Source organism: Colwellia sp. TT2012 (assembly GCF_001440345.1).
Lineage (GTDB): Bacteria > Pseudomonadota > Gammaproteobacteria > Enterobacterales > Alteromonadaceae > Colwellia.
This window is the reverse complement of record NZ_LJYX01000006.1, coordinates 23,638-47,611: the sequence shown is the minus strand read 5'-3', so window position 1 is coordinate 47,611 and position 23,974 is coordinate 23,638. Positions and strand designations below refer to the sequence as shown.

The following is a 23,974-nucleotide window of genomic DNA, read 5'->3' as shown; positions in this document are numbered from 1 at the left end:
AGAGCCTACTGAATTAACTCAGTAAGCTTTTTTTAAAATGAACTTTATCGGGTAAATTAATACTTAGCTGCTTGCCCTTTAGCCGGTAAGCTTTGTTTAATAAACTGACGAATATCTTCATTAGCTTGTCGTAAATCTTCATGGCGTAAATACATCATATGGCCACTTTCATAACCTTTAAATGACAACCTGTCTTTCATCAAACCACTGGGGTCTAATTGCCATAAAGTATATTTTGCATCGAAGTAATTAGTGGCACCGTCAAAGTAACCTGATTGAATCATCACGTGTAGGTAAGGGTTTTGCGCCATAGCAAAGCGTAGCCCTTCGCCGGTGTTATTACCGGTACGATCCCATGGGTGAACATCACCAAACATGTTATATTTAATGTCGGTTTTATACTGTAACTCTTCTCGTAAATAATAATTAATCGCCGGAGTAAAACTGTGCAACCAAGAGCTTAATTCCGCATTATAATCAGGGCTAGCGCCAGCGACTTTTTTATCTATGCCTAAATAACGCGAATCTAAACGACCAATAGTTTGTTTTCTGTCACGTAATAATTCTTTCCAAAAAAAGCGGTTATCTACATCTAAGTTATTATTAATAACGGCGCTCACCGATAAACCAGCGTACTCGGCTACTTGCTCAGCGATGTACTGTTTCTCTTTTGCTGAGATAAAACCGCCTTTGACTAAAGCGGGTAAATACTCACTAAGGGTAAACTGCTCTACTTCTGCCAGTAGTTCAGTTAAAGGTTTTTGCTGCAGCGCTGGTGTAAGCGTTTGGTGATACCAAGCAGCAGCGGCAAAGTAAGGCAATCGATTCGCCGCCTTGACCGGACCATCGCGTTTAATACCAATATCCGTTGGCGAAACCAAAATCACGCCATTAACGTACATCCACTGACGCGACTGTAATTCTTTCGCCAAACCAGCAACACGGGTAGTGCCATAACTTTCACCAATTAAATATTTAGGTGAACGCCAGCGGTTATTGCGACTGACAAAGGTATTAAGCCATTCAGCTAGGTATTTAACATCGGCATTGACGCCAAAGAACATTTTCTTTTGTTGTTCTTTACTGGGCATTTTACCGTCTTTATCGGGTAATACCCGTGAATAGCCGGTATTAACTGGGTTAACAAAAACAATATCAGCCACATCTAAAATGGAATAAGGATTGGTTTTTACGCCATAAGGTTGTAGCGGGTAACCTTCATTATCGACATTGAGTACTTTCGGGCCAGTATAGGCAACATGCATCCACACCGAAGCAGAGCCTGGGCCGCCATTAAATGAAATCAACAGTGGCCGTTTTGCGCTATCTTTTATATCACTGCGTTGATAATAGGTATAAAACAAACTGGCAATTGGCTGGCCGTCTTTATCCCACACCGGCTGTGTACCCGTGGTGGCAGTATATTTAAATTTTTTGCCATTGACCTTAGTACTGTGTTTAGTGACATTTTTCTCATCAATAGCTAATTTACGCTGATATTGGTTTTCAGTACTCGCCAATACCGATTGCACACCAGATAAACTTAAGGAAATACTTAATAGGACAACTAATATTTTATTCATTAAATTCCACTTATTATTTTAATCACGTTAACCTAAAAGCAGCTCTGTCGCACCTAGGCAGCAAAGAGGTTTATTAACGGGTAACTTACCGTGAAGTTAGCATAAATCATAGCAAACTACGTTAAAACGAAGGGGAAATAGGTTCAAATGCGTTGCCTGACATTTTTGAATAAAACAAGCGTCGACTTGAAAAGACATTACCAGTTAATGACTGCTATTGTTTGTTGTAAAAGCACTTTATTAAGAAACTTTGAAGGTACCAATAGCATCATCTAACTTAGTCGCTAGTTCAGCAACTTGCCTACTATAGCCCAAGGTCGAAGACGACAAGTCACTGCTTTGCTGGCCTAAATCAACCACAGCATCAATGCTCTGTTTTATATCATGACTTAAGCCATTTTGCTGGGTAGCTGACTGCGATATATCTTGGCTCATAACATGCATTTCCTCTATCGCTTGATTGATTAAGGACAATATTGCCAATAGCTCTACCGTATGTTCTTGACAGTTACTTGCTTCATTCTTTCCTTGAATAATATCTGCTACTGCTGTTTTTGTTTGCTCTTGTAACGACTCAATCATGACTTGAATTTCATCGGCCGATGCCTGGGTTCTACTAGCCAATAAACGTACTTCATCAGCAACCACGGCAAAACCTCGACCAGACTCTCCTGCCCTTGCGGCCTCTATCGCCGCATTTAATGCCAACAAATTTGTCTGTGCTGAAATACTTTTAATAGCGTCTAATATACCGCTAATATCGAGAGATTTTTGCTGTAAAATAGCCATAACAGCTGAAGTATTATCTAACCTATTGGTTAAATTTTTCATGCGTTCATTGGTAAGTTTGGCAATATGTTCAAGTTTATTACTTTGCGCCATGGCATCAGTCATTTTTTGTTCGGCATTGGTCGCTTTTTGCAAAATATTTTGCGCACTCAGCTCTAAATCATTGGTTTGTGCAGTAGCTTGCATGATGGTTTCTTGTTGCAATGATAACGAAGAGGTCACCTGAGCGGTTTTCTCGCTTGATTGTTCGGCGGCATTGTTGAGTAAATGGGTATAGTTAGAGATATCGGTAATTAAGGTGGTTAAATCGGCAACCACTAAATTAACATTTTTTGACAGCTCACCATATTCATCATCTGATTGCACCCTTAACTGGCGCGATAGATCACCCTTGGCTATTTGCGCTAACACTTTGTTAATGCTTTTTAGTGGCCCTATCATGGTGCGAATAGTAATGGCGGCAATACCGGCACCGACAACAAACAACACCAGGAAAACGATTATCGTTTCTCTATTGCCTTGCTCCACATGGTCAAATATATCGCCTTGCAATTGTGCTAAGTTTTTCGTTAATATTTGCAGAAATATATCAATATCATCACTAGCACTCTTGATATGTTGCGCTGATTTTTTAAAAGCATGATTAAATAAATCTCGCTGTTGCAGCTGTGAAATTTTTAAGGTGAATAAATTATTATCACTACGCAGCATCACCTTTGACTGGTTAAACTGCTCAATAAATTGCTCAATCAAGCCACCGGTATCATAATCTTCACCTAGGCGGCTTAAAAAGGTTAATAACTGAGTAATATTATCTAGACCAAAATCTATATCTTGCTGAGCTAGGGTGACTTCCTCAATACTCTTAATACTCAGTATTACTTTAGTCGCATTGGTTACATTATATAAGTAACCTTCTATTTGACTAGCCGAGCCGATAATCGTATCTATCTGGCGCTGATTGTCGGCATCTTCTAAAAAGGATAGATCCCCCAAAATAGCACTAGCTTCATCTAAAATATTATAGAGCGACTTTTGCTGCTCAGTTAATTGTATGCTGGTATTTAGTTGTGCTTTTTTATGAGTAAACATCAGGGCAACGGATTGAGTATAAGCATGATAAGTAGTAGTAAAATGACTTAAATCATCAATAGCGGGGAAGTTAACCAGCATGCTAGTGATTAACTGACTGTTGTTAATGAGTAGTAAGTTTTGTTGAGCAAAGTTCTGTTCAATACGTTCAATGGCACTCACAGTCGGCTGACTGACAATTAACGCTTCCAGCTTGGCTTGTTTAAGTAATTGCTTTTGCACATTATTCGCATAACTTTGCAGGGGTAAAGCAAAATTATCAACTTTCGCCGTGGCCATTTTAATATCACTTAAAATGGCTACTGAACTAATACTAGAAAATAATAGTAATAGTAAAATAATGGCAAAACCGATGATAACCTTGTGACTAATTTTTAATGCCATATTTATACCTTACTTCATTAGCGTAACAGCCAAACTGGCAATTAAATCAATAATGTTATATCAGTATAGACAATAATAGCCAGCCTTTTTTCAGCTGAAAACCCTAGCACTAAACATTAGATTGCAATAACTTACACTTTTTATACAGCTAACGACTTGCTATCTAGTATGAACAAGATAAGCTAACAAAATGCTCAATACTTTTTTAAAAACATCCCTTTATATACTATTATCCCTTGGACTAAGCGGTTGTGCCACCACTTCATTTAGTGACCTATTTAGTAACTATAACCAGCAAATGCAAGAGGTTAAAAGTGCTCAGCAACGAGGTGACTTTTCACAGGCGCTCACGTTAGTACCTGAGCGCAGTGAAAGTAACGGCACTTACAACTTAAGTTTATTGGAAAAAGCCCGTTTAGAGTTTTTAGCCAGCCAGCATCAACAAAGCCAGCAAGACTTTGCCCAAGTTTATCGACACGTTCAACAAGCAGAGCAAGCGGCTAAAATCCAACTGAGCCGAGGCTTAGAAAACATCGCCGCTGTCATCAGTAACGACAATGCCACCCGCTATGACATTCCCTACTATGAACAGAGTATGTTGCACAGTTACCAAGCGTTAAATTACTTAAGTCAGCGCGATTTATCCGGTGCCTTAGTTGAAATCAGACGGGCAAATTTGGTGCAGAATAAAGCGTTACGTGCGAACCAAAAAGCACTCTATGATAGTCAGCAAAAAATGGCGCAAAAAGGCGTCAGTGCAGCAATTTTAGCCAGTAAATATCCATCAATGAATACCGCCATTGGCGAGGTGAAAAATGGCTTTCAAAATGCCTACACCTTTTATTTATCCGGTGTGCTCTATGAAGCCGCAGGGCAAGCCAATGATGCTTATATAGATTACAAAAAGGCATTAGAAATATACCCAGACAATGTCACTGTACAACAAGATGTTTGGCGCTTAGCTAACAGTTTGTCTATGGACAATGATATTGAGCTATTTAAAAAACGCTTTGCCGACAACATCACTCAAGGCATGAGCCAAACAGATCATCAACCAAGCTCAAGTGGTCAGTTAGTGGTGCTAGTAGAGCAAGGCATTATCAATAGCAAACAAGAAGTTTCTATTCACCTGCCTATATTTACCAGGCATAACGATGTGCGCTTTTATAGTCTCGCCCTACCCCGTTATAAAAACCGCTTGCGCCACTACTCAGGGCTATCATTAAGTTATCAAGGCAAGCGCTATCAATCTCAAGAAATTGTTCGCCTGCAATCCCTGGCCGCCAAGCAACTGCAAGATGAAATGCCAGCAATTGTCACCCGACAAGTTGTCCGCCTTATTGCCAAAGAAAAAATCAGGCAACAAATGAGCCGAAAAGGTGGTGATATCGGTAATATCCTAGCCGCCATTTATAATATTGCCTCAGAAAAAGCCGATACGCGCAGTTGGAGTACACTACCCGATAGCATACATATACTGCGCATGGATTTTGCCCCAGGTACACATGAAGTAGAAATGAACATCAATGGTAACAAACGCACGGTCACCTTTGAAATCAACGAAGGCAGGCAAACCTTAATAACATTAACGGCAATTGGTAGTTACACTCATTATCAAAGTATAAACCTGTAAAGCAACGCCCAGTTAACAACATGGAGTATCCAAAGTGAAAAGTAACATGATGACAGCTATTCCCGCGACAATTAACACAACTACATCCGCAATGATAAACAAACACACCTTGATGTTAGTCGCAGCGTTGTCGGCCACAGTATTGCTTGGTGCTTGTAAAAATGTACCAGCAGTCACTTCAGGCATAGGCAGTGATCAAATCGCCCCAGGACAAAAATTCAGTAAACACTTACAAGTAGACAACCCAAAGTTAGGCAAAAAACTCCATATAAGCGATATTAGATCACGAAGCAATAACGATTTACTTGAGATCAACTTATCACTCACCAGCACCTATAAAAAATCATTGCAGCTACAATATCAATTTCAATGGTTTGATAACGACGGCTTTGTCATTGAAGCAGGTAAAAGCCCTTGGCAACCCCTTAATTTACACGGCATGCAAACCGCAACCGTACCTGGCTTAGCACCAACAACTAAGGTTGCTTCATTTAGCCTCTATGTACGGGCAGTGCCAGAAAAATTTTTTAAATTTTAGTTCTAACATTTAAAACTGGATACCCGACAAGACACCTCGGGTATGACGGCAATAAAAAACGGGTCATTACCCAAGTTTCTAACGGCTTTGACGATATAAACGATTTAGCAATACCTAATTAACATTACCCATGTAAAAGGAAATTCAAATGAAAAAACTTATTATGATCACCAGTGTTGCCCTAACACTTACCCTTATTGGTGGCTGTACCAATAAATCCGTCGTGCGTTATGGCGATGCCACAGCAGTAGAAACAACGGATATAAGTTTTGGCTCAACCGACTTACAAAAAGTTGCCGGTCAAATGACAGACTCCTTATTACTATCCCCCGTAGTAGGCACCTTAACCGCAAACTCTCGCCCTATTATTTTTGTTGAAAGTATCAAAAATAAAACCAGTGAGCACATTGATACCGAATCAATCACTGATTCTATTGCGACTAAATTACTGCGTTCAGGCAAATTTCGCTTTGTAGATATGGACCGTGTCGCCGCAGCCCGTAAACAACTAGAATTCCAACAAAACAGTGGTATGGTTGATACCAATAAAGCCATGCAATTAGGTAAACAAGTCGGCGCGCAATATATGCTTTATGGCAACTTAGCCAGCATTGTTAAGTCTAATAAAGATAAATCAGACGTTTATTACAAATTCACCTTACGGTTAATGGATCTAGAAAGTGGCTTAGTTGAATGGGCTGATGAAACAGAAATCCGTAAAACCAAAGAAAAAGAATTTGTAAGCTGGTAAGCAGCGACAAAGCACTAGCTAAGGAAAAACGATGAAATCGCTATTATTAACAAGCTTAACCCTATTGATACTGTTCATTAGTCATTCAGCTACCGCCGACTATGACAGAAACAAAGCCGTACCGGTTGAAAAAGTACTTTTTGGTACAGTAATCTCGACTAGAAACATTAGTCTGCAAGAGTTAATACAAGATAAAAATAGCGCTTGGAAAACCTTTGGTGGCGCATTGATTGGCGGCGCCATTGGAAATCAATTTGGTGGTGGTAGTGGCCGTGATATAGCAACAGTACTAGGCGCGGTTATTGGTGGTTCTATCGCCAACAATCGTAGCCAAGATAAAACGGTCGTTATCCGCCTAGTAGAATTAATGATAGAGCTTGATTGTGCCGAACAACACTGCCAGCAATTTATGGTGATTCAAGACTATGATCAACAGATGGTTTTTCATCGCCAAGATGCAGTAAGAATGATTTACCTTGCCAACGGCAATGTCAGAATAGATAAACAGTTTTAATCTGTAGGCGGGAATTTATTCGCGCCAATACTGTTCGCACCTTCACATATACCCGTAAGCGGGAACTTCACAAATGCGCGATTAAAATCCCGCCTACATAAAGATCCGTAACCCGTAAGCGGGAACTTGTTCGCGCCTTCAAAAATGCTGGAATTTATTCGCGCCAATACCTGTTCGCGATTCCAAAAATTCACGATTCCAAAAAGCGGGAATTTATTCGCGCCAATACCTGTTCTCGCCTTCAAAAATGCGCAATTTCAAAAATGCACGATGCCAAAAATCGTGATTGAAATCCCGCCTACATAAACTAAACTTATATAACGATTAAATAAATGGATTTATTATGCGTCGCTCTCATCTTTTACGAAAAGGCAGAATATCTCAGCCTTTTCATTATTAGGCTATAACTTGTATAACAAACAATAGAGAGCGAATTTTCACTGAGCTAGCAAGCGCACAACTAGTTATTCTTCAATTATTAAAACTCGAAGATGAGCAGGCTCTCAAAACTATCTGCTATACACTAATGCCAGATCACCTACATTGGCAGTTTCAATTATTAGAAAGATATTCTCTCGCAGAAGTAATGAAACGTATGAAAGGACGAAGTGCACAAGCGATCAACATACAAAAAAGTAAACAAGGTAAAGTATGGCAAGCTGATTATTACGAACATCATATAAAGAGTGAAGACGATCTAATTAATCAAGCAAGATATATTGTTGCCAACCCCTTAAGAGCAGGCTTGGTTGACAATATTAGTAATTATGCCTTCTGGGATTGTATTTATTTAAAATAAAAGGGAAATATGCCCTGTAAGCGGGAACTTGTTCGCGCCAATACCTGGTCACGCCTTCAAAAATGCACGATTGAAATCCTACAAAATACGCGATTGAAATCCCGCCTACATACACCCGTACCCCGTAAGCGGGAACTTGTTCGCGCCAATACCTGGTCACGCCTTCAAAAATGCGTGATTGAAATCCTACAAAATGCGCGATTGAAATCCCGCCTACATACACCCGTAACCCGTAAGCGGGAATTTATTCGCGCTAATACCTGTTCGCGATTTCAAAAATGCACGATTGAAATCCTACAAAAAGCGCGATTGAAATCCCGCCTACTAATTCACTGGGGAGTTAGCCACTTTCAATTCAATAATGTCAGCAGTTTTTAACGGCTGTTGTTCATTCTGTTGCCAAACCAAATCACAAATACCATCGGTAGGATTAAATCCTGTTGGCGCCTTAAGTAATATCTCACGAATTAACTCATGATCAAACTCATGGCAGGCATTATCAAGCTTATCTAACAGTGGCTCTAACTCATGCCAGTCAAGCATAACTTCTTGTGCTGACATAATACGTTCATGGTTAGTACCAGTAACGTTATCACCAATTAATAGCTCTTCATAAAGTTTTTCACCGGGTCTAAGGCCGGTACATTTTATCTCAATATCACCTTCAGGGTTTTGTGCATCTTTAATAGAGTAGCCGCTTAAGTGAATAATTTTACTAGCCAAGTCAATTATTTTAACTGAATCGCCCATATCTAAGACAAAAACGTCACCGCCTTTACCCATAGCGCCCGCTTGAATAACTAGCTGAGCAGCTTCCGGAATAGTCATAAAGTAACGAGTAATCTCAGGATGCGTTAAGGTCACTGGACCGCCAGCACGAATTTGTTTTCTAAACAGTGGCACTACCGAACCAGAAGAGCCTAAAACATTACCAAAACGCACCATACAAAAACGGGTCGAATCTTGGGTTTTAGCTAACGCTTGCAAAATCAACTCAGCCATACGTTTAGTAGTACCCATTATATTGGTAGGCCTTACCGCTTTATCGGTAGAAATCAGCACAAAGGTCGCTACCTTGGCATTAATAGCGGCCCTGGCAGCACGGTAAGTTCCAAATATATTATTTCTAACACCTTCAACAACATTTAGCTCAACTAAGGGCACATGTTTGTATGCTGCAGTATGGTACACCGTTTGTACGGCAAAGCTTTTCATCACAGTTTCAATGCGATTCACTCTTTGCACTGAGCCTATAAGCGGAAATATATCCACAGTTAAGTCATGCGCGTGCTTAAACTCATTAAGCTCTTTATCAATGGTATATAAAGCAAATTCTGATAAATCGAACAAGACCAGTTTAGTCGGTTTTAATTGTATAATTTGACGACATAACTCAGAGCCAATAGAGCCACCCGCGCCAGTAACCATAACCACTTTACCAGCAATATCAGCATTCATTAAGTCAGCTTTAGGGGCAACCGCATCACGCCCTAATAAATCTTCAACACCCACATCTTTAAACTCTTCAAGTTTTGTTTTTCCTTCCACGATATCAGCCATACCCGGAATCGTTAATACTTGCACGCCAAGTGAATCAATTTTACTTAATACTATTTTGCGCCGCGCCCTTGAAGCACTAGGCATGGCCAATAGTATTTTTTCTACTTTGTTCGTTGCCAGCAGTTCCGGGATTTCATCAGCACAATACACCCGTAAACCTTGAATATTATGCCCATGCAATGCGCTATCATCATCAATAAAAGCCACGGCATGATATTCTGGCCCTTGTGTTAATGCCGTTGCCAGTTGTCTGCCTGACGAGCCCGCACCATAAATTAATACCGAAGATTTTTTATGCCAGCGCTGGTGGCCTATTAACATCCGCACAAATAATCTTGAGCCACCAACAAATATCAGACAAAGACACATGAAGATAAAGGGTACGGTTCTAGGAGCCCACGTAGTGAATACGAAGGAAAATAAAATAAAAAGCATCGCAGAAATAAAACTACCCGCGACGATTGCCGATACCGCTTGCATATTCATATAGCGAAAAACGGCACGATACAGTCCTAATTTTACAAAAGCTAATAAACTTAGCGGTAAAACGCAGGCAAAAATGAGCCAATAATCGGGGTTAAATAAAGGAGAGAAGCTTTCTAGGCGCATAAGGAACGCTAACCAAAAAGCACAAAATAAAAATACTGAATCTATTAACAACGAGATGGCGCGTTTATATGGCCGCGGTAAACCCAAAACAGACTTAATCAAAGACACTTACAGCTTCCTTTTATTGCTAACATCATATTTTCCTTAATAAGGCAGCTATTATAAACCAAGCCGGCAAGTTATTGCACAGATATACTGCAACTAAATTGTTACCTACTCGGCTATTTCAATAACAGCTTGGGGTAATAAACGATGGTAAGACACTAGAGGCATTATTGATATTCAATTGATAAGAGCCAGTGACGCTATATACCCCATCGTGGTGAATAATGTCTACTTTAAAGTCCATTTTAAAATCCTTTTTAATTTGCCAGTGTCATTCCCGAAGTTTCTTGTCAGGAATCCAGCCCTGTAGGCGGGAATTTATTCGCGCATCTCTTAGAAATTCATTCGCCCCGTAGGCGGGAATTCATTCGCGCATCTCTTAGAAATTTATTCGCGCATCACTTAAGCATTCATTACCCTTTACTTGCCAAAGCAAACACTTCCTTAATCACACTAGCCATTTTCTCAACTTCAGCCTGAGTCAAAGTTGGATGAACTAAAAACCACCTAAATAGTGACTGAACTAGAACTAAGCCCCCTTAATACGATCACCAGAGCCTTTACCTGTTACTGTTTGTAAAATAAATTTAAAATAATTCTTCAAGTTTAATTCACGGATCATCTTTGCATCAATTTCAGCCAGCAATTCAGGGGTAGACATATCAATGTCATTAACTTGCCCCTCACCAGTGATGCCCGGACGAACAGAATAAACACCATGAATATCTCGAGCAGCCGTTAATTCGTCTTGATTGAATAAACCTGGGCGGGGACCAACTAAACTCATTTCCCCTTTTAATACATTCCATAACTGTGGTAATTCATCAAGTTTAGTTTTACGTAAGAAGCTACCAAAGGGAGTTATTGATGCAGAGCTAGCCAAATGGCTCGCTACCGAAGCGGTATCAATCTTCATAGTTCTGAATTTAATTAAGGTAAAAGGTTTTTTATTTCTCCCAACACGCTCTTGTCTAAACACAGGTGAGCCCGTATCAAATAAACCTATAATGAATATAATTATAAAAAAAGGGAATGCAAATACAAGCCCTAAAAGAGAAAAGCAAAAATCTAACAACCGTATCATCATTTATCCTATTTGTTTTTTACAGATAACTTAAAACCATGCTCAACGCTATATGGTGCTTTCCAGTTTAAAGTGTGTTTAGTGTGTTCTATATTTAATTGCAATGAACCCGTTAATCGATTCACCACAGCTTGTTTATTTAGTAATTTAGCGGCTACATTAAATAGCCAAACAGGTACAGGTAGAGCAAAGTTTCGTTTGCCTTGTACCTTAGCCATCAAAGCAACCATTTGAGCTGTTGATAAATCATTATCATCAGAAGCCAAAAACACTTGATTCGCAGCCTTTGGGTGCTTAATACAAGTTACAATTAAGTCAACCAGATTATAAACAGATACCATACTACGTTTGTTATTTTTAATTGATCGAAAAGGTAAAGGTAAACCCTTAGCAACTAAATTCATCAAAGAGGCAAAGTTCGCTTTTACACCTTTACCGTAAACTAGAGGTGGCCGAATAACCACTATCTCCATACCTGTTTTCTTGCCAAGTTCAAACAATGCAGTTTCAGCTTCACTTTTAGATAAACCATAAGGATCTAAAGGATTATGGTTATCATTATACTGAAAAGGGTTACTTGCCTCTGTACTTTCACCATTGACTTTAATGGAACTAATATAAATAAAGCGCCTAACACCAGCTGAAGCAGCCTGTTTTGCTAAGTTTACTGTTCCATGAGTATTAACTTCTCTAAATTCAGTCAAAGGCTCTTGAGCATCATCATTCATAATATGCGCTCGAGCGGCACAGTGGACTACAACAGATACTGAATCTAAGACACTACCAAAATCTGTTTTATTACCAATAGTGCATTTATGAAACGTAGCACCTGGTATTGCAACACTTCGTCTGCCGATAATAACTAAATTTTCCTCACTCAATTTTTTAAGTAAATGAGTGCCAACAAAACCTGTGCCACCGGTAACCGCTATTTTCATAAAACACCTTTATATAAATTTAAATGCGTTGTAATAACATCATTTATGTCGAATTGAGACTCTGCTAAAGCCCTTCCCGCTTTGCCCATTTCTTTTCTTTTAACTTCATGTTCGCATAAATCTAAAACCGCTGTCACTATGGCCGCCGATGATTTTATGGGTATTAAAACACCCGTTTTATGTGGCGTTATTGCATCTCTACAGCCAGGCACGTCGGTGGTAATAACCGCTCGCCCGCAGGCAGCGGCTTCAATTAAACTTTTCGGTAACCCCTCCCTATACGAAGGAAGTACCATGATATGAGCCTTTGAAATTATTTCAGCTACATTGTTTGAAAAACCCCAATGCTCTACAGCACCGGAGTCAATATAATTAGTTAATTCGTTTTGCGTTATTGAATTAGGGTTATGTAGGTCTATATCCCCTACCAATACAAATTTACCTTTAAAACCCGATTTTTTGAGCGTTATTGCCGCTTCAAAAAATTCAACTAACCCCTTATCTTTTAACAAGCGAGCTAAAAACATTATAATCTTTTCACCTGAAGGTTCCGCCAAATATTTATATGTTTCTAAATCTACTCCTGAGCCTCTGACAATAAGACTTTGATTGGGTCTTATTATTTTATTATTAACAAAAATATTTTTATCATTTTTGTTTTGAAATATCACTTTGGTATTTGATGACTTTAACGCTATACGATATAACTTAGTGACTAAAAATCTGAGAATACGTGCTTTAATTCCTTCATCTATAAAAACAAAGCCTAATCCCGAAATAGAGACAACTCTTACTTTAATATTTTTAAATCGAGTGACTAAGCCACCGTAAATAGCAGCTTTGATAGTAACTAAATGAACTACATCAGGTAAAACCTTTTTCACCACGGCATTCATCTCTTTAAGAACTTTAATTTCTTTTAAGAGACTAGTGCCACTTCTACTTATTGAAAGTGGGTGAACAATAATCCCCAATTTTTCAAGTTCACTTTTACGATCAGTTATTCCACAAGTAAGATGTACTTCATACCCATTTTCCATAGCGGCTAAAGCAATGGGTAAACGATGTGAAATAAAAAACCAATCGACATTAACTATAAATAATAATTTCATCAACGTCGCTTCTCTAACCAAGCCTGAAACATTAAAATATTCCATAAAACAGCAGCCCAATTCCTTTTACCTGTTAAGTGCTCTTTCCACATTAGCATCACTTGCTTCGAATTTAGGTAACCATCATTATTTAACTTCTCATGAGTTAATAAGTTTTCGGCCCATTCCTTTAACTCACGTCTTAGCCAATCACCTAATGGAACAGAAAAACCTTTTTTAGGTCTTTCAATTAAATTCTTAGGGACGTATTTATACAAAACCTCCCGCAAAGGATGCTTTGTTTGATTTTGGGAATATTTAATTTTATGAGGTAATTTAAGTGCGAATTCAACTATACGGTGGTCTAACAAAGGTATACGACCTTCTAACGACACTCCCATTGCTGCACGATCAACTTTACACAAAATATCATCAGGTAAGTAAGTCACCATATCAATAGATGTCATAACATCTTCTTTAGGCAAAGCTTTAATAACATCGGCATCTAACATAAACTTGGGGATACCATCATCACCAGATAAAACAAGTTGCCCAACATCTCTATAACTAGCCATTAAAAAGCTTTGATAAAATAAAATATATTCATCCACAGTTAATAGCTCTAACGCTTTAGCTAGCTTATCGCCGAGTAATTTTTGATTAATAGCCAAACTGCCGATATTATTCAAAACTCTTATTGGTAACGCTTTACCGATAACTTTTAATGCACCCTTAGTAAAATTAGACATACCATTTAACTTTGACCAAGCTTTCAGAGTTTGTTGATAACGGCTGTAACCCCAAAAAAGTTCATCACCACCATCACCCGACAAGCAAACCGTTACGTGTTTTTTAGCCATTTTACAGACCAAATACATAGGTAATTGGCTAGAATCTCCAAAAGGTTCACTAAATACATCCGTTATAATTTTTACCGTGTCTAAGATGTCTTTTTCAGAGATATAAAGTTCGGTGTGATCTGTACCTAAATGCTTAGCTACTTCAGCTGCATAAACGGCCTCATTATACTTTTCATCAGTAAAGCCGATAGAATAAGTTTTGATTGGCTTATCACTTAAATCCTGCATTAATGCGACTATTACAGAAGAGTCAACGCCACCAGAAAGAAATGCTCCCAGAGGTACATCAGCAAGCATTTGACCTGATAAACTTTGCTTAATTAAAGACTCTAATTGGGTAATGGCTTCCTCTTCGGAAAACTCTAAAAGCTGATTCTCATGAAGTACGCTATTGACAGACCAATAATTCTCAATATTTACCTCCTTATTCTTAAAGGAGATAAATTTACCTGGTTCTAGTTTTTTTATTTCATTATAAATACTTAATGGTGCAACAATAAACCCTTGGCGAACTAACTGAGACAATGCACTTCTATCAACAGAAAGGCTACTTTGATCATATATGGCTTCAATGCAAGTCAGTTCAGAGCCAAAAACGACCTGACCGTTGACTTGACCATAATAGAGTGGTTTTTCACCCATTCGGTCACGAGCTAAGTAAAGAGTCTCTTCCTGGTTATCCCATAATGCAAAGGCAAACATACCCACTGATTTTTTTAAGGTTTCGCTCAAGCCAAAGCACTCTATACTCGCTAAGAGTGTTTCAGTATCAGAGTGTCCTTTCCATTGAACGACACCTTGGCTTTCGATCTCTTTACGTATTGAAAGGTGATTATAAATTTCACCATTAAAAGCGATGACCCAGCGTTTACTTGCCGAAAGCATAGGCTGATGTCCCGCCGATGATAAATCAACAATAGCAAGACGGCGGTGTACTAACCCTAAAGTACCTTTCGCATTTATCCATACACCTTCATCATCGGGCCCTCGGTTGCTGATTTTACTGCCCATAAGGGTTAAGTTGTTATTATTAATAATATCCGAAGAGGTATTTGTCCATATACCAGCAAAACCACACATTCTATGTATTTCCCAAAATTTTATTGTACAAATTAAAGTACTGTTTCCAGCTTTCAAAAATTGAATATTTATTAGAGGCTATCATTTGCAAGTTTTCACCCATAGCCTTACGTTCACTCTCTGATTTATTTAATATAATTAACATATTGTTAGCTAGTTCTATTGAAGAGTAAGCTGAAGATAGTAAAATAACATTGTCACCTATTAACTTTACATCTCCAACATCAGTTGCAACGCAAGGTTTCGCAGCGAGCATAGCTTCAACTAAACAATTAGGAAAACCTTCACTTTCAGAGGGTAAAACAAAACAATCAAATTGTTGTAATAAAGGGGATATGTGCTCTTTTTCTCCCAAAAAAACACATTTTTCCATAAGTTTTGAATTTGATGTATATACTTTTAAGTCTTGAGCATCACTTACACCGCGACCAATAAATACAAATTTTATTTTATCAAAGGTAGCCTTAGATAATTTTTTTTCAAGTATGCTTATAGCTTCAAAAATATATCGGTGCCCTTTAACTGGAGCATAACGCCCAACATGACCAAATATAAAATCAGAATCATCTTCTTTGTAAGACACTTCTCCCCCCTCAACGTCTTGTATACTAACTGAGGTGTCAAAACCATTAGGGATTACTTTCATTCTTGATTTATTATAACCAGCAGCGACATGAGAATCTAAACCAGCATAAGAGTTACTTACAATATAAGGCTTCGATAAATAACTCATAAAGCCTGAAAACTTAGCTATTAAACCTGTGATTCCTTGCGGAATTTGTGTACGACGTATATTCCAAACTATATTATTTTTTAAACCAACACTGGCTATAGTAGAAAAAAAATTTGCATGGTACATCCAACATTGAATTATATCTTTCTCCCCTGAAAACGCTGAAATCATTCGCCTTAAATTGAGTATTCCTTTCACATCTAAAGGCGAGTTGAGATTACAGCTTAAAACAGTAACACCCATTTTTTCTAGCCTTTTCCACAGAGGAGTAATCTCACTTTTCAGGCTAATAACCATATGTTTTACTTCGGGAGTAGCCCTAAAAGATTGGTTTAATAATAGTTCTAATTGATTTTCTGCGCCCCCTTGATACAAAGCACTAAATACATGAACAACACGCACTATTTAACCCCTCGAGTGAGTCGATAGAATAAGTACTGAAAAATTGTTGGATGTGTCCATATTTTAGAATCCATTTCTATTTTTAATGTTTTACAATTACCAGTAAATAAGCTCTTTATTATACTGGGAAGTAACTCCAAAGCTGCTTTTTGCTGTAACAGTGGGTAGGTTACAAAGTTATCTAGGCTTGTAACCTTAATCTTTGCATAAGCAAACACTTCACCAGTGTCGACCCCTTCATCAACTCGATGAATCGTAGATCCACAATACTCTATATCATCATTAACCAGTGCCCAATAGCCACCATGCACTCCTCGGTACTTAGGGTTAATACCTGCATGAATATTTAGTACTGGGCAGTCTACACTCGCTAACAATTTAGGACTCAGAATTCTTGTGCCACTTAACACGATAAGATCGGCATTAAAACAAGAGATGTATTGGAATGCACTATTATCATTAACATTGGGTGTAACAAAATCGGCGGTAGAAGATCCTATTAGGCCAAAGTCACTTAATATTTCTTCTTTACGCCCATGACTCATGATATTTAAATATCGCTGATATACTAAAAATACTAATTGCCCCAGTACGTTAAAGGCTCCTTGCTTTTTAACTCTTTTCTTCAACAGTGATTTTTTATCATTTCTTCGCTCTTCAAGCCAATTAACTTGATAAGCGTTATTTTTTAAACATTGAATAAGCATCTGTGTTGATGCAGAACTACGCCCAAGTACTAAAATTTTTTTCATTTATTCTCTTCTGAAAATCTGCTTGCTGCTTGTTCCATAGTAAGGGACTTAAAATTATATTTTTTATTTAAAAAATGATAATGCTTTAACAGTTCCTCTATTTGTTTTAAGTTTTCATTCATATACTGACCAAAATTATGTGGATGCCACCATAGATGAAAGACACCACCTTTTTTAGCAGTACGCGTCATAGACCACTTTAAGCGCCATAACTTTAGACCATCAAGACAACTCAACTTAGGGCTGTACGGTCTGAAGAATATACTCGCGGGTACATCAATCATGCCACTTACAGAGTCTAATTTAACCTGCTGGCGTAAAGAGCCACTCACAGGAATGTAGCAATCAAACAATCTAAAAATTCGCTTAAAAACACTTCTGTTTTCACGGCTTTCAGCTTTATATGCCCAATGCGATGGATTACCACGATAAGAGGTGTATCCCATCTTTTTACATACGCTTAAGTATTCAGCATTAAACTGATTTCGTGGAAAAACTAAACTTTTTAACTGTATGTTTTCTTTTGCAATAATATTAGAGCAAGCGTTAAGATCAGCTTCAAACTCTTCAATAGTTTGCCCTTGTTCTAAAGCGTAATAATGAGAAAATGTATGTGAAGCAAATTCTTGGTTTTTTGCATTTTTTATTGCCTTGACCAACTTGGGGGCAAATAACACTTGGCTATCAATTGATGACAAGTGACCTAAGTCATTAAAAGGGCTAAATGCTTTATCTTCGTAGCTAGGCACTTGCTTAGGAGTATATTGCATAAAATCTTGATAGTCTTCGGCACAAAGTGCGCCAACGGTAGCCCAAGTACATGCCACATCATATTTATCAAATAATGTGAGTAATTGAGGAATAACCTTATGTACATTTTTTAATGTATCAAAATACTTTTCACCCCTTGTGTCTCGAACCCCCCAATAGAGTTCAAAATCTAAAGATATTATAAATTCATTCATTCATTCATTCTTTCTTGGTTAAAGTAATAATTCGAACTGTAATAAATACCAAACAATATAAATTATAGGGTACAACATTTGCTAGGAACGGCACTTAACTCCCTCGCTATTTTTTAATCTGCCTAAATAGAAATAGATGAAATAAAATGCAGCCATACCTTGAGCATTGTTATATAAAAATAGCCCTTTAAAGTGGAATAAAAGAACTGAAAAAGTAACAAATAGTGTAAACAAAGGATACGTACGTAAATACGAAAAAGTAAACACACCAAGAAAATAAAGTTTTAATAATAAAAAAAACACCCCCCCAAATATAATATCTTGCATATAACCACCGTCTGTATACGCATTAGAGCCATCGTTAATGATACCTTTTCCATAAAAGAAAACATCAGTACCTGGCCAAAAATACATTTTGCTTAATAAGTGGCTTGCAGATGAGTTATTTTCCAAGTCAAAAAACAGCATCATCCAATCTAAATATGGATTAAGTAAAGGTAGCATTATTACTAAATTTAATAAAAAGAAGAAAATAACAGTAAAGTAAACAGAGTAAATCGGCCTTGCTTGAATTAGATATAACAGAGCAGGTGCAACCGCAAAAAAAGAAGTCCTAGCTGCTATAAAGCCTGAAATAGAGACAATACCCAAAATTAAAGGGTATGCATACCCTTTAATTTCCCCTCTAACTATGTAAAAGCTAATCAATAATGCAATGAGACCATATGCAGTACCAATACTATAATATCCAGCTCCAGCTATATATGAGTTCCGATAAGGATTACCTCCTAACTCATTACTTATGCTAACCCCTCGAAAAACTTCTAAAAAGCCTAAAACATTAGGAAATGTTCCGGCTAAAAAATTAATAACTGCGTTGAAAACATATATAATGGCAATATAATAAATAAAATTATTCTTTTTAAAGTCCTCATTAAATACAATTATCCAAAGTACAATTGAACTAAAAGTAACAAACGCTCTAAAAAAAGAGAGGTAAAATACAAAATTGACACCCCCATTTAAAATTAGCCTCAAGGTAATGAAAACGGCACAGAAGAAGAACAACAAAAAATATGGCTTACTTAATAAAAGTACCTGATTGGTATCAGGGTGTTTTAACTTCATCACTCCGCCTATCAATAAAAAACATAGTGATAAAAAACTGAAACCAACACCATTAGGTAAAAATGGGACTTGCGGATCAAAGGCAATAAAGAATAATAGAATAATTTTTATAAAAATCATATTGCAGTCACTTAACACCTATAAGGTAGTCGGCCAATAAAAAGTACTAGATTTTTTTTATTATAAAGTTCGGTAACAATTAACAATATACTGCTACTCAAACACGATAATAGAATGTTCAGACATAATTATTATGTTCATATACATCATAGATAACTCAATTAATTTATTCAGCAGTTAAACACTTCTAGTTTGATTAGAACTACGAACTTTTGAAAAGAAAACAAGCAAGAAAGGAGCAAAAGATAATATGTAAAAGACAAATTGCTTTTTTGAAAAGTAACCTAATCGAAAAGACTCCCGCGCATACTTTTTCGCATCATCAGCATTACCTAAAACCGCTGATTGATATGAGTATGCAAGCATAGCTTTGGCATAGTAGGGGAGAATACTTCTATTACCCTTGGTTAACTCTTTTTGAAATATGCGTCTTGTACCGTTAGGTAATATAGGGTTTAGCTTCCCTTTCTCATTAGACATGCCAGTGAAAACTCTATAGGCACCCAGGATATCATCAATATGAAAGATATGACCACGCTTAGCTTGCTCTACATGAATTTCTATATCAATAGCATTTTCATTAAACTGCTCCCACCACTCATTATCTTGATTGTTCCTGAACATTTTTGATGAATGAGCAAAAAACGGCAATTGTTTATATAAATCAATAAGATTATAAACGCCCTGCTTTCGAGGTTTATAATTATCGAAAAGTGTAAAGTCTGTATTAGAAACTTGAATGACATCATGACAACAGAAAACACATTCCTTATTAGTATCTAAAGCATATGATTGTTTTTGTATCTTAGTTGGTAACATATAATCATCACCGTCCATGTGACAAATATATTCGCCTGTAGACCTTTTATAAAGGTCTATTAAATTCTTTGAAAAACCAATATTAGCATCACGAAATATTACCTTAATTAAACTAGGATATCGCTCTTTAAAACTTCTAATTATATCTACAGTACTATCTGTTGAACAATCATCACCTACGATAACTTCGAATTCAAACTCAGTTATTTGATCAACAATGCTTTGTAAACACTTAGCTATATAACTCTCTTGATTATAAGTTACTACACAAACGGTAACCTTTGGGATATTATTGCCCTTAATTAAATTCACTCTCTAAAACCTTTTAACTTATTAATAAACAGTAATTTAGCTTGCCCTGAAAATAGCAATGCTACCCCCATAACAATAAAGCCAACAATTATTACAGTAAAGACCTCATTTCCTCCAGCTGAAATATTAGTATTACTGTCAATCAGGAATAACAAATAAGCAACAAAACTGGTAGGTAACAAGATTATCATTGCATCATTCCATAACCAACGATTATGGAGCTTAGGTTCTAACTTATGATGGACATAAGCAACCCATATAAACAGAAATAACATATTCATAATCAACCATACATAAGCCGCCCCTAGACCACCAAAATGGCTTGCTGCAAAAATAACGCAAGGGATTAAAATAAGAGCTAACCCAATGTTACCTATGAGGTGATACTTCAAATTACCTTTTGCATATTGTAAATAATATGAAAAAGCAGCAATGCATAGGAATAAGTTTCCTGCAGCATATAGTCGTAGAATAGGAGCCACTTTTTCTGTTAAATATAAGTCGCCTGTCCAAGCCATTAATAATGGTTCGGCTGTTGCCACTAAAGTAATAGCTGCAGAGCCAGCTATAATAGCAACCAATTGTGTCGACTTTCGATAAACATTGATCATTTCTTCATGTTTTTGTTCTGCATGTAACCTAGCCATCCGAGGCATAATTGCATTACTAATTGGACCACCAATCATCATTATGCCGTTAGCTACTAATACCGCTAATGTAAAGTAACCATAATCCTCTAAGGATAATATCCCTGATAATACTAATTTATCCGTTTGCGTTACAAACACCCAAACAGATGCAGTAAAGGCGATGGTTAGCGAAAATTTCAATACAGATTTAATAGGGCTAAATGACCAACCTATAGCATCATTGAAACTGCTCTTTTGTGGCAATAATTGTTGAGACTTTATAGCTAGACTAACAATTTCGATCAATGCAATAAAAAATTGATGAATGAAAAATACCAAAGGTGTAAATCCAAAATACCACATACTAACGAACACACCGATAAAGCGTAGCGTTGCAATAATGGCATTAAAGCCACTTAACCAAACTAACTCTTCAGATCCTGTAACTACACCACGATATAAGCCTGTCATCCAACGAAGTGCTACACTCACTGCCATAATCTGCACGGCAATAATTACATCACTAACAGGTAAATTCTCTATATTTAGCCATTGAGTTGCTATCCACTCTGACGATAAAAAAAGCACAGCACCACCAATAACGGCCACAATCACAAAAATAACTGTTAATGCACGATATAACTGCCTAAAAGCCAATGCTGAACAGGCACCTCCTTTATAGCGTGCCATTTCCCGACCAACAGTGGGTGTTAATCCTAGATCTAATACACCAAACCATGCTTGTAGCATAGCAAAGAAGCCAACTAACCCATACGCTTCGCTACCCATGTATTTAATATATATAGGGAGTAGTGCAATACCGACAATGGCGACATAAATTTGGCTAGCATAATTAGCTATGATGTTTTTTTTTAAAATAGACACTATTTATTGCTCTTTATTTAGTTTTATTTTTACAAACACTTTATTGCCTTGGTCATCAACAAAATATGCGTTATTAAAGTCACCGTGAGTTAACGCCCTCAACAGGTCTATATGTTCACCTAACGTTCCCTTTGAAGAAAGATTTAATTGAGCTAGTGCATTAAAATCTTTAATACCGTTATAATTGCCTTCACTTTCTATAACTTGACATTCATAAGCTTCATTAACTAGGTCAAGTAAGTATTTACGTATTAATTTTTTCTCAATAGATACCACTTTGTTATATACATCCATAGATGTATCCCAAGAGTTAACACTTACTTCCTCTTGATAAATAACGTCACCGTGATCAATTTCTTCATCCATTAAATGTATGCTGCAACCAATAGGCTTCTTATTGATAATGGAAAAAACTTGCGGAAACCACCCCCTATTATGGGGATTTAGCCCTGGGTGAATATTAATACAACGCACTTTTTTCACTAATTCTTTGGGGAAGATCTGTTTACAATGTGCCGAAATAACTAAATCATACTCCGCGACAATAGTTTCAACTTCATTGTGACTTTTCATATCAACAACACTCATCCCCATTGTTATCAATGCATCAGGTGTTTTATTAATAACACTATAGCAATAATTAAATTGAGCAATATTGGCTGAAATAGCTTTTGTAATGAACATAAAACATGAAACAAGATCTACATTATCGGAAACAATTAAAACTTTTTTCACTTTACAACCTTTCTTATTATTTTCGAAATATAAGCGACATTATCAATGCTCATATAAGCATGTAGAGGCAAACAAATAACACCAGCTGCTATTTTTTGACTTTGTTCACAACCAAAACTTTTTTGATTCTTATACGCGACATCTAACGATGGCGTAAAATAACGACGACTATCTATGCCATTATTAGCTAATGCTTCTATGACTTTTTCCTGCCTGTTCACATCAGCAAGATAAATGGGCATATAAGCACCATTGGAGGTTGTGTCTTTATGCCAAGTAGGCATTTCAACAACCCCTTGAAGTTCGTCACGATAACAATGAAATAACTGAGCACGGTGAGCTATAACTTTTTCTATATCATCAAGTAGCGTTAAACCAACTGCACATTGGTATTCATTTAACTTAGCGTTAATACCAGGCTCGCCCAAGCTGCCATCAGCTTGAATGCCAAAATTAATTAATCTTTTGGCTTTTTCATAGTCTTCACTATGTTTGAAAACAATAGCCCCGCCTTCAACAGTATGGAATACTTTGGTTGCATGAAAGCTCAATGTGCTTGCGTCACCAAAGTTAAGTACAGATTGCCCCTCAACGTTTACTGAAAATGCATGTGCTGCATCGTAAATCACTTTTTTATTATGTTTATTGGCTACAGCAGCAATACTGTTTACGTCACATGGGTTGCCGTAAACATGAGTCGCAACTATCCCATCGTAGCTAATTTCTGATTCACTTAACGCTTTATCGAGTGCTGTAGGGCATAAGTTATAACTTTTTGAAGATATATCACTGAATGCCGTTTCTATTCCTTGCCATAGTAGTGAACTAGTCGTTGCAACAAAACTGAAGGGCGTAGTAATAGCCGAATTAATATTTAATACTTTGCAAGCAACTTGAATTGCTAATGTGCCGTTAGAAACAAGCAGTAAGTTTTTAACGCCTAGGTATTCCTCTAGACGTTTAGTTAATTGCTGATGTAATGGGCCAAAATTTGTATACCAACCACTATCATTAATTTGCTTTAAGTAATGAGTTAGCTTTTCTAAATCAGGCTTTAAAGGTTGATTTAACTTAATTGTCATTT

At 37.2% G+C, this 23,974-nt stretch carries 21 protein-coding genes; 5 read left to right on the top strand and 16 right to left on the bottom strand.

Annotated elements, in window-relative coordinates; translation table 11 throughout:
* Positions 1–56: 56 nt before the first annotated feature.
* Together ASU03_RS01965 and ASU03_RS01960 are read right to left on the bottom strand one after the other, a co-directional pair.
* Positions 57–1,583, bottom strand: a complete 1,527-nt coding sequence (locus ASU03_RS01965) for a S10 family peptidase (RefSeq protein WP_057830233.1) — start codon at positions 1,581–1,583, stop codon at positions 57–59.
* A gap of 240 nt (positions 1,584–1,823) precedes the next feature.
* On the bottom strand, positions 1,824–3,848 hold the full coding sequence (locus ASU03_RS01960; RefSeq protein ID WP_057830232.1) for a methyl-accepting chemotaxis protein: 2,025 nt from the start codon (positions 3,846–3,848) through the stop codon (positions 1,824–1,826).
* 190 nt (positions 3,849–4,038) lie between these two features.
* Here ASU03_RS01960 and ASU03_RS01955 point away from each other — a divergent pair, with 190 nt between their 5' ends.
* From ASU03_RS01955 to ASU03_RS01930, 5 genes are all read left to right on the top strand, one after another.
* On the top strand, positions 4,039–5,481 hold the full coding sequence (locus ASU03_RS01955) for a COG3014 family protein (RefSeq protein WP_082627102.1): 1,443 nt from the start codon (positions 4,039–4,041) through the stop codon (positions 5,479–5,481).
* 34 nt (positions 5,482–5,515) lie between these two features.
* Positions 5,516–6,019 carry a YcfL family protein gene (locus ASU03_RS01950; protein WP_442855121.1) on the top strand — a complete coding sequence of 168 codons (504 nt, stop codon included), beginning with the start codon at positions 5,516–5,518 and terminating at the stop codon, positions 6,017–6,019.
* Positions 6,020–6,167: 148 nt separating this feature from the next.
* Complete coding sequence (gene lpoB, locus ASU03_RS01945) at positions 6,168–6,770, top strand: penicillin-binding protein activator LpoB (RefSeq protein ID WP_057830230.1); 603 nt, start codon at positions 6,168–6,170, stop codon at positions 6,768–6,770.
* Positions 6,771–6,801: 31 nt separating this feature from the next.
* Positions 6,802–7,284, top strand: coding sequence for a glycine zipper 2TM domain-containing protein (locus ASU03_RS01940; protein ID WP_057830229.1), 483 nt, complete (start codon positions 6,802–6,804; stop codon positions 7,282–7,284).
* A 403-nt stretch (positions 7,285–7,687) separates the two neighbouring features.
* Positions 7,688–8,083, top strand: coding sequence for an REP-associated tyrosine transposase (locus ASU03_RS01930; RefSeq protein ID WP_331456658.1), 396 nt, complete (start codon positions 7,688–7,690; stop codon positions 8,081–8,083).
* Positions 8,084–8,407: 324 nt separating this feature from the next.
* Here ASU03_RS01930 and ASU03_RS01925 read toward each other — a convergent pair whose 3' ends face one another.
* The 14 genes from ASU03_RS01925 to ASU03_RS01865 form a co-directional block, all read right to left on the bottom strand.
* Positions 8,408–10,360 (bottom strand): polysaccharide biosynthesis protein, encoded by a 1,953-nt coding sequence (locus tag ASU03_RS01925; protein WP_057830226.1) that lies wholly within the window; start codon positions 10,358–10,360, stop codon positions 8,408–8,410.
* 118 nt (positions 10,361–10,478) lie between these two features.
* Entirely contained in the window at positions 10,479–10,601 is a 123-nt protein-coding gene (locus ASU03_RS21710) for a hypothetical protein (protein WP_269432983.1), read from the bottom strand.
* A 285-nt stretch (positions 10,602–10,886) separates the two neighbouring features.
* Positions 10,887–11,441 (bottom strand): sugar transferase, encoded by a 555-nt coding sequence (locus tag ASU03_RS01920; protein WP_197411203.1) that lies wholly within the window; start codon positions 11,439–11,441, stop codon positions 10,887–10,889.
* An 8-nt stretch (positions 11,442–11,449) separates the two neighbouring features.
* On the bottom strand, positions 11,450–12,379 hold the full coding sequence (locus ASU03_RS01915) for a UDP-glucose 4-epimerase family protein (protein WP_057830224.1): 930 nt from the start codon (positions 12,377–12,379) through the stop codon (positions 11,450–11,452).
* Positions 12,376–13,536, bottom strand: a complete 1,161-nt coding sequence (locus ASU03_RS01910) for a glycosyltransferase family 4 protein (RefSeq protein ID WP_231731466.1) — start codon at positions 13,534–13,536, stop codon at positions 12,376–12,378. The genes ASU03_RS01915 and ASU03_RS01910 overlap by 4 nt, the downstream gene beginning before the upstream one ends.
* Positions 13,491–15,410, bottom strand: a complete 1,920-nt coding sequence (gene asnB, locus ASU03_RS01905) for an asparagine synthase (glutamine-hydrolyzing) (RefSeq protein WP_057830222.1) — start codon at positions 15,408–15,410, stop codon at positions 13,491–13,493. The genes ASU03_RS01910 and asnB overlap by 46 nt, the downstream gene beginning before the upstream one ends.
* Position 15,411: 1 nt before the next feature.
* Positions 15,412–16,545, bottom strand: coding sequence for a glycosyltransferase (locus tag ASU03_RS01900; RefSeq protein WP_057830221.1), 1,134 nt, complete (start codon positions 16,543–16,545; stop codon positions 15,412–15,414).
* On the bottom strand, positions 16,545–17,297 hold the full coding sequence (locus ASU03_RS01895) for a formyl transferase (RefSeq protein WP_057830220.1): 753 nt from the start codon (positions 17,295–17,297) through the stop codon (positions 16,545–16,547). The genes ASU03_RS01900 and ASU03_RS01895 overlap by 1 nt, the downstream gene beginning before the upstream one ends.
* Entirely contained in the window at positions 17,294–18,262 is a 969-nt protein-coding gene (locus tag ASU03_RS01890) for a polysaccharide deacetylase family protein (RefSeq protein WP_057830219.1), read from the bottom strand. Before ASU03_RS01890 ends, ASU03_RS01895 begins: the two co-directional genes overlap by 4 nt.
* Before the next feature lie 81 nt (positions 18,263–18,343).
* Positions 18,344–19,510, bottom strand: a complete 1,167-nt coding sequence (locus tag ASU03_RS01885; RefSeq protein ID WP_057830218.1) for a hypothetical protein — start codon at positions 19,508–19,510, stop codon at positions 18,344–18,346.
* A 177-nt stretch (positions 19,511–19,687) separates the two neighbouring features.
* A complete protein-coding gene (locus ASU03_RS01880) occupies positions 19,688–20,641 on the bottom strand; it encodes a glycosyltransferase family 2 protein (RefSeq protein WP_057830217.1) in 954 nt (317 codons plus the stop codon).
* A complete protein-coding gene (locus tag ASU03_RS01875) occupies positions 20,638–22,155 on the bottom strand; it encodes an oligosaccharide flippase family protein (RefSeq protein WP_057830216.1) in 1,518 nt (505 codons plus the stop codon). The genes ASU03_RS01880 and ASU03_RS01875 overlap by 4 nt, the downstream gene beginning before the upstream one ends.
* A gap of 3 nt (positions 22,156–22,158) precedes the next feature.
* A complete protein-coding gene (locus tag ASU03_RS20530) occupies positions 22,159–22,890 on the bottom strand; it encodes a dTDP-4-amino-4,6-dideoxyglucose formyltransferase (protein WP_057830215.1) in 732 nt (243 codons plus the stop codon).
* Positions 22,887–23,972: a DegT/DnrJ/EryC1/StrS aminotransferase family protein gene (locus tag ASU03_RS01865; RefSeq protein ID WP_057830214.1), complete on the bottom strand. Its 1,086-nt coding sequence runs from the start codon at positions 23,970–23,972 to the stop codon at positions 22,887–22,889. Before ASU03_RS01865 ends, ASU03_RS20530 begins: the two co-directional genes overlap by 4 nt.
* Between the last annotated feature and the right edge of the window lie 2 nt (positions 23,973–23,974).

Coding starts and splice junctions, on each gene's coding strand:
- ASU03_RS01890 (WP_057830219.1), bottom strand. CDS start 18,262: ATGAATGAATTTATAATATCTTTAGATTTTGAACTCTATTGGGGGGTT.
- ASU03_RS01940 (WP_057830229.1), top strand. CDS start 6,802: ATGAAATCGCTATTATTAACAAGCTTAACCCTATTGATACTGTTCATT.
- ASU03_RS01955 (WP_082627102.1), top strand. CDS start 4,039: ATGCTCAATACTTTTTTAAAAACATCCCTTTATATACTATTATCCCTT.
- ASU03_RS01920 (WP_197411203.1), bottom strand. CDS start 11,441: ATGATACGGTTGTTAGATTTTTGCTTTTCTCTTTTAGGGCTTGTATTT.
- ASU03_RS01915 (WP_057830224.1), bottom strand. CDS start 12,379: ATGAAAATAGCGGTTACCGGTGGCACAGGTTTTGTTGGCACTCATTTA.
- ASU03_RS21710 (WP_269432983.1), bottom strand. CDS start 10,601: ATGGACTTTAAAGTAGACATTATTCACCACGATGGGGTATATAGCGTC.
- ASU03_RS01965 (WP_057830233.1), bottom strand. CDS start 1,583: ATGAATAAAATATTAGTTGTCCTATTAAGTATTTCCTTAAGTTTATCT.
- ASU03_RS01960 (WP_057830232.1), bottom strand. CDS start 3,848: ATGGCATTAAAAATTAGTCACAAGGTTATCATCGGTTTTGCCATTATT.
- ASU03_RS01865 (WP_057830214.1), bottom strand. CDS start 23,972: ATGACAATTAAGTTAAATCAACCTTTAAAGCCTGATTTAGAAAAGCTA.
- lpoB (WP_057830230.1), top strand. CDS start 6,168: ATGAAAAAACTTATTATGATCACCAGTGTTGCCCTAACACTTACCCTT.
- ASU03_RS01885 (WP_057830218.1), bottom strand. CDS start 19,510: ATGATTTTTATAAAAATTATTCTATTATTCTTTATTGCCTTTGATCCG.
- ASU03_RS01910 (WP_231731466.1), bottom strand. CDS start 13,536: ATGGAATATTTTAATGTTTCAGGCTTGGTTAGAGAAGCGACGTTGATG.
- asnB (WP_057830222.1), bottom strand. CDS start 15,410: ATGTGTGGTTTTGCTGGTATATGGACAAATACCTCTTCGGATATTATT.
- ASU03_RS01895 (WP_057830220.1), bottom strand. CDS start 17,297: ATGAAAAAAATTTTAGTACTTGGGCGTAGTTCTGCATCAACACAGATG.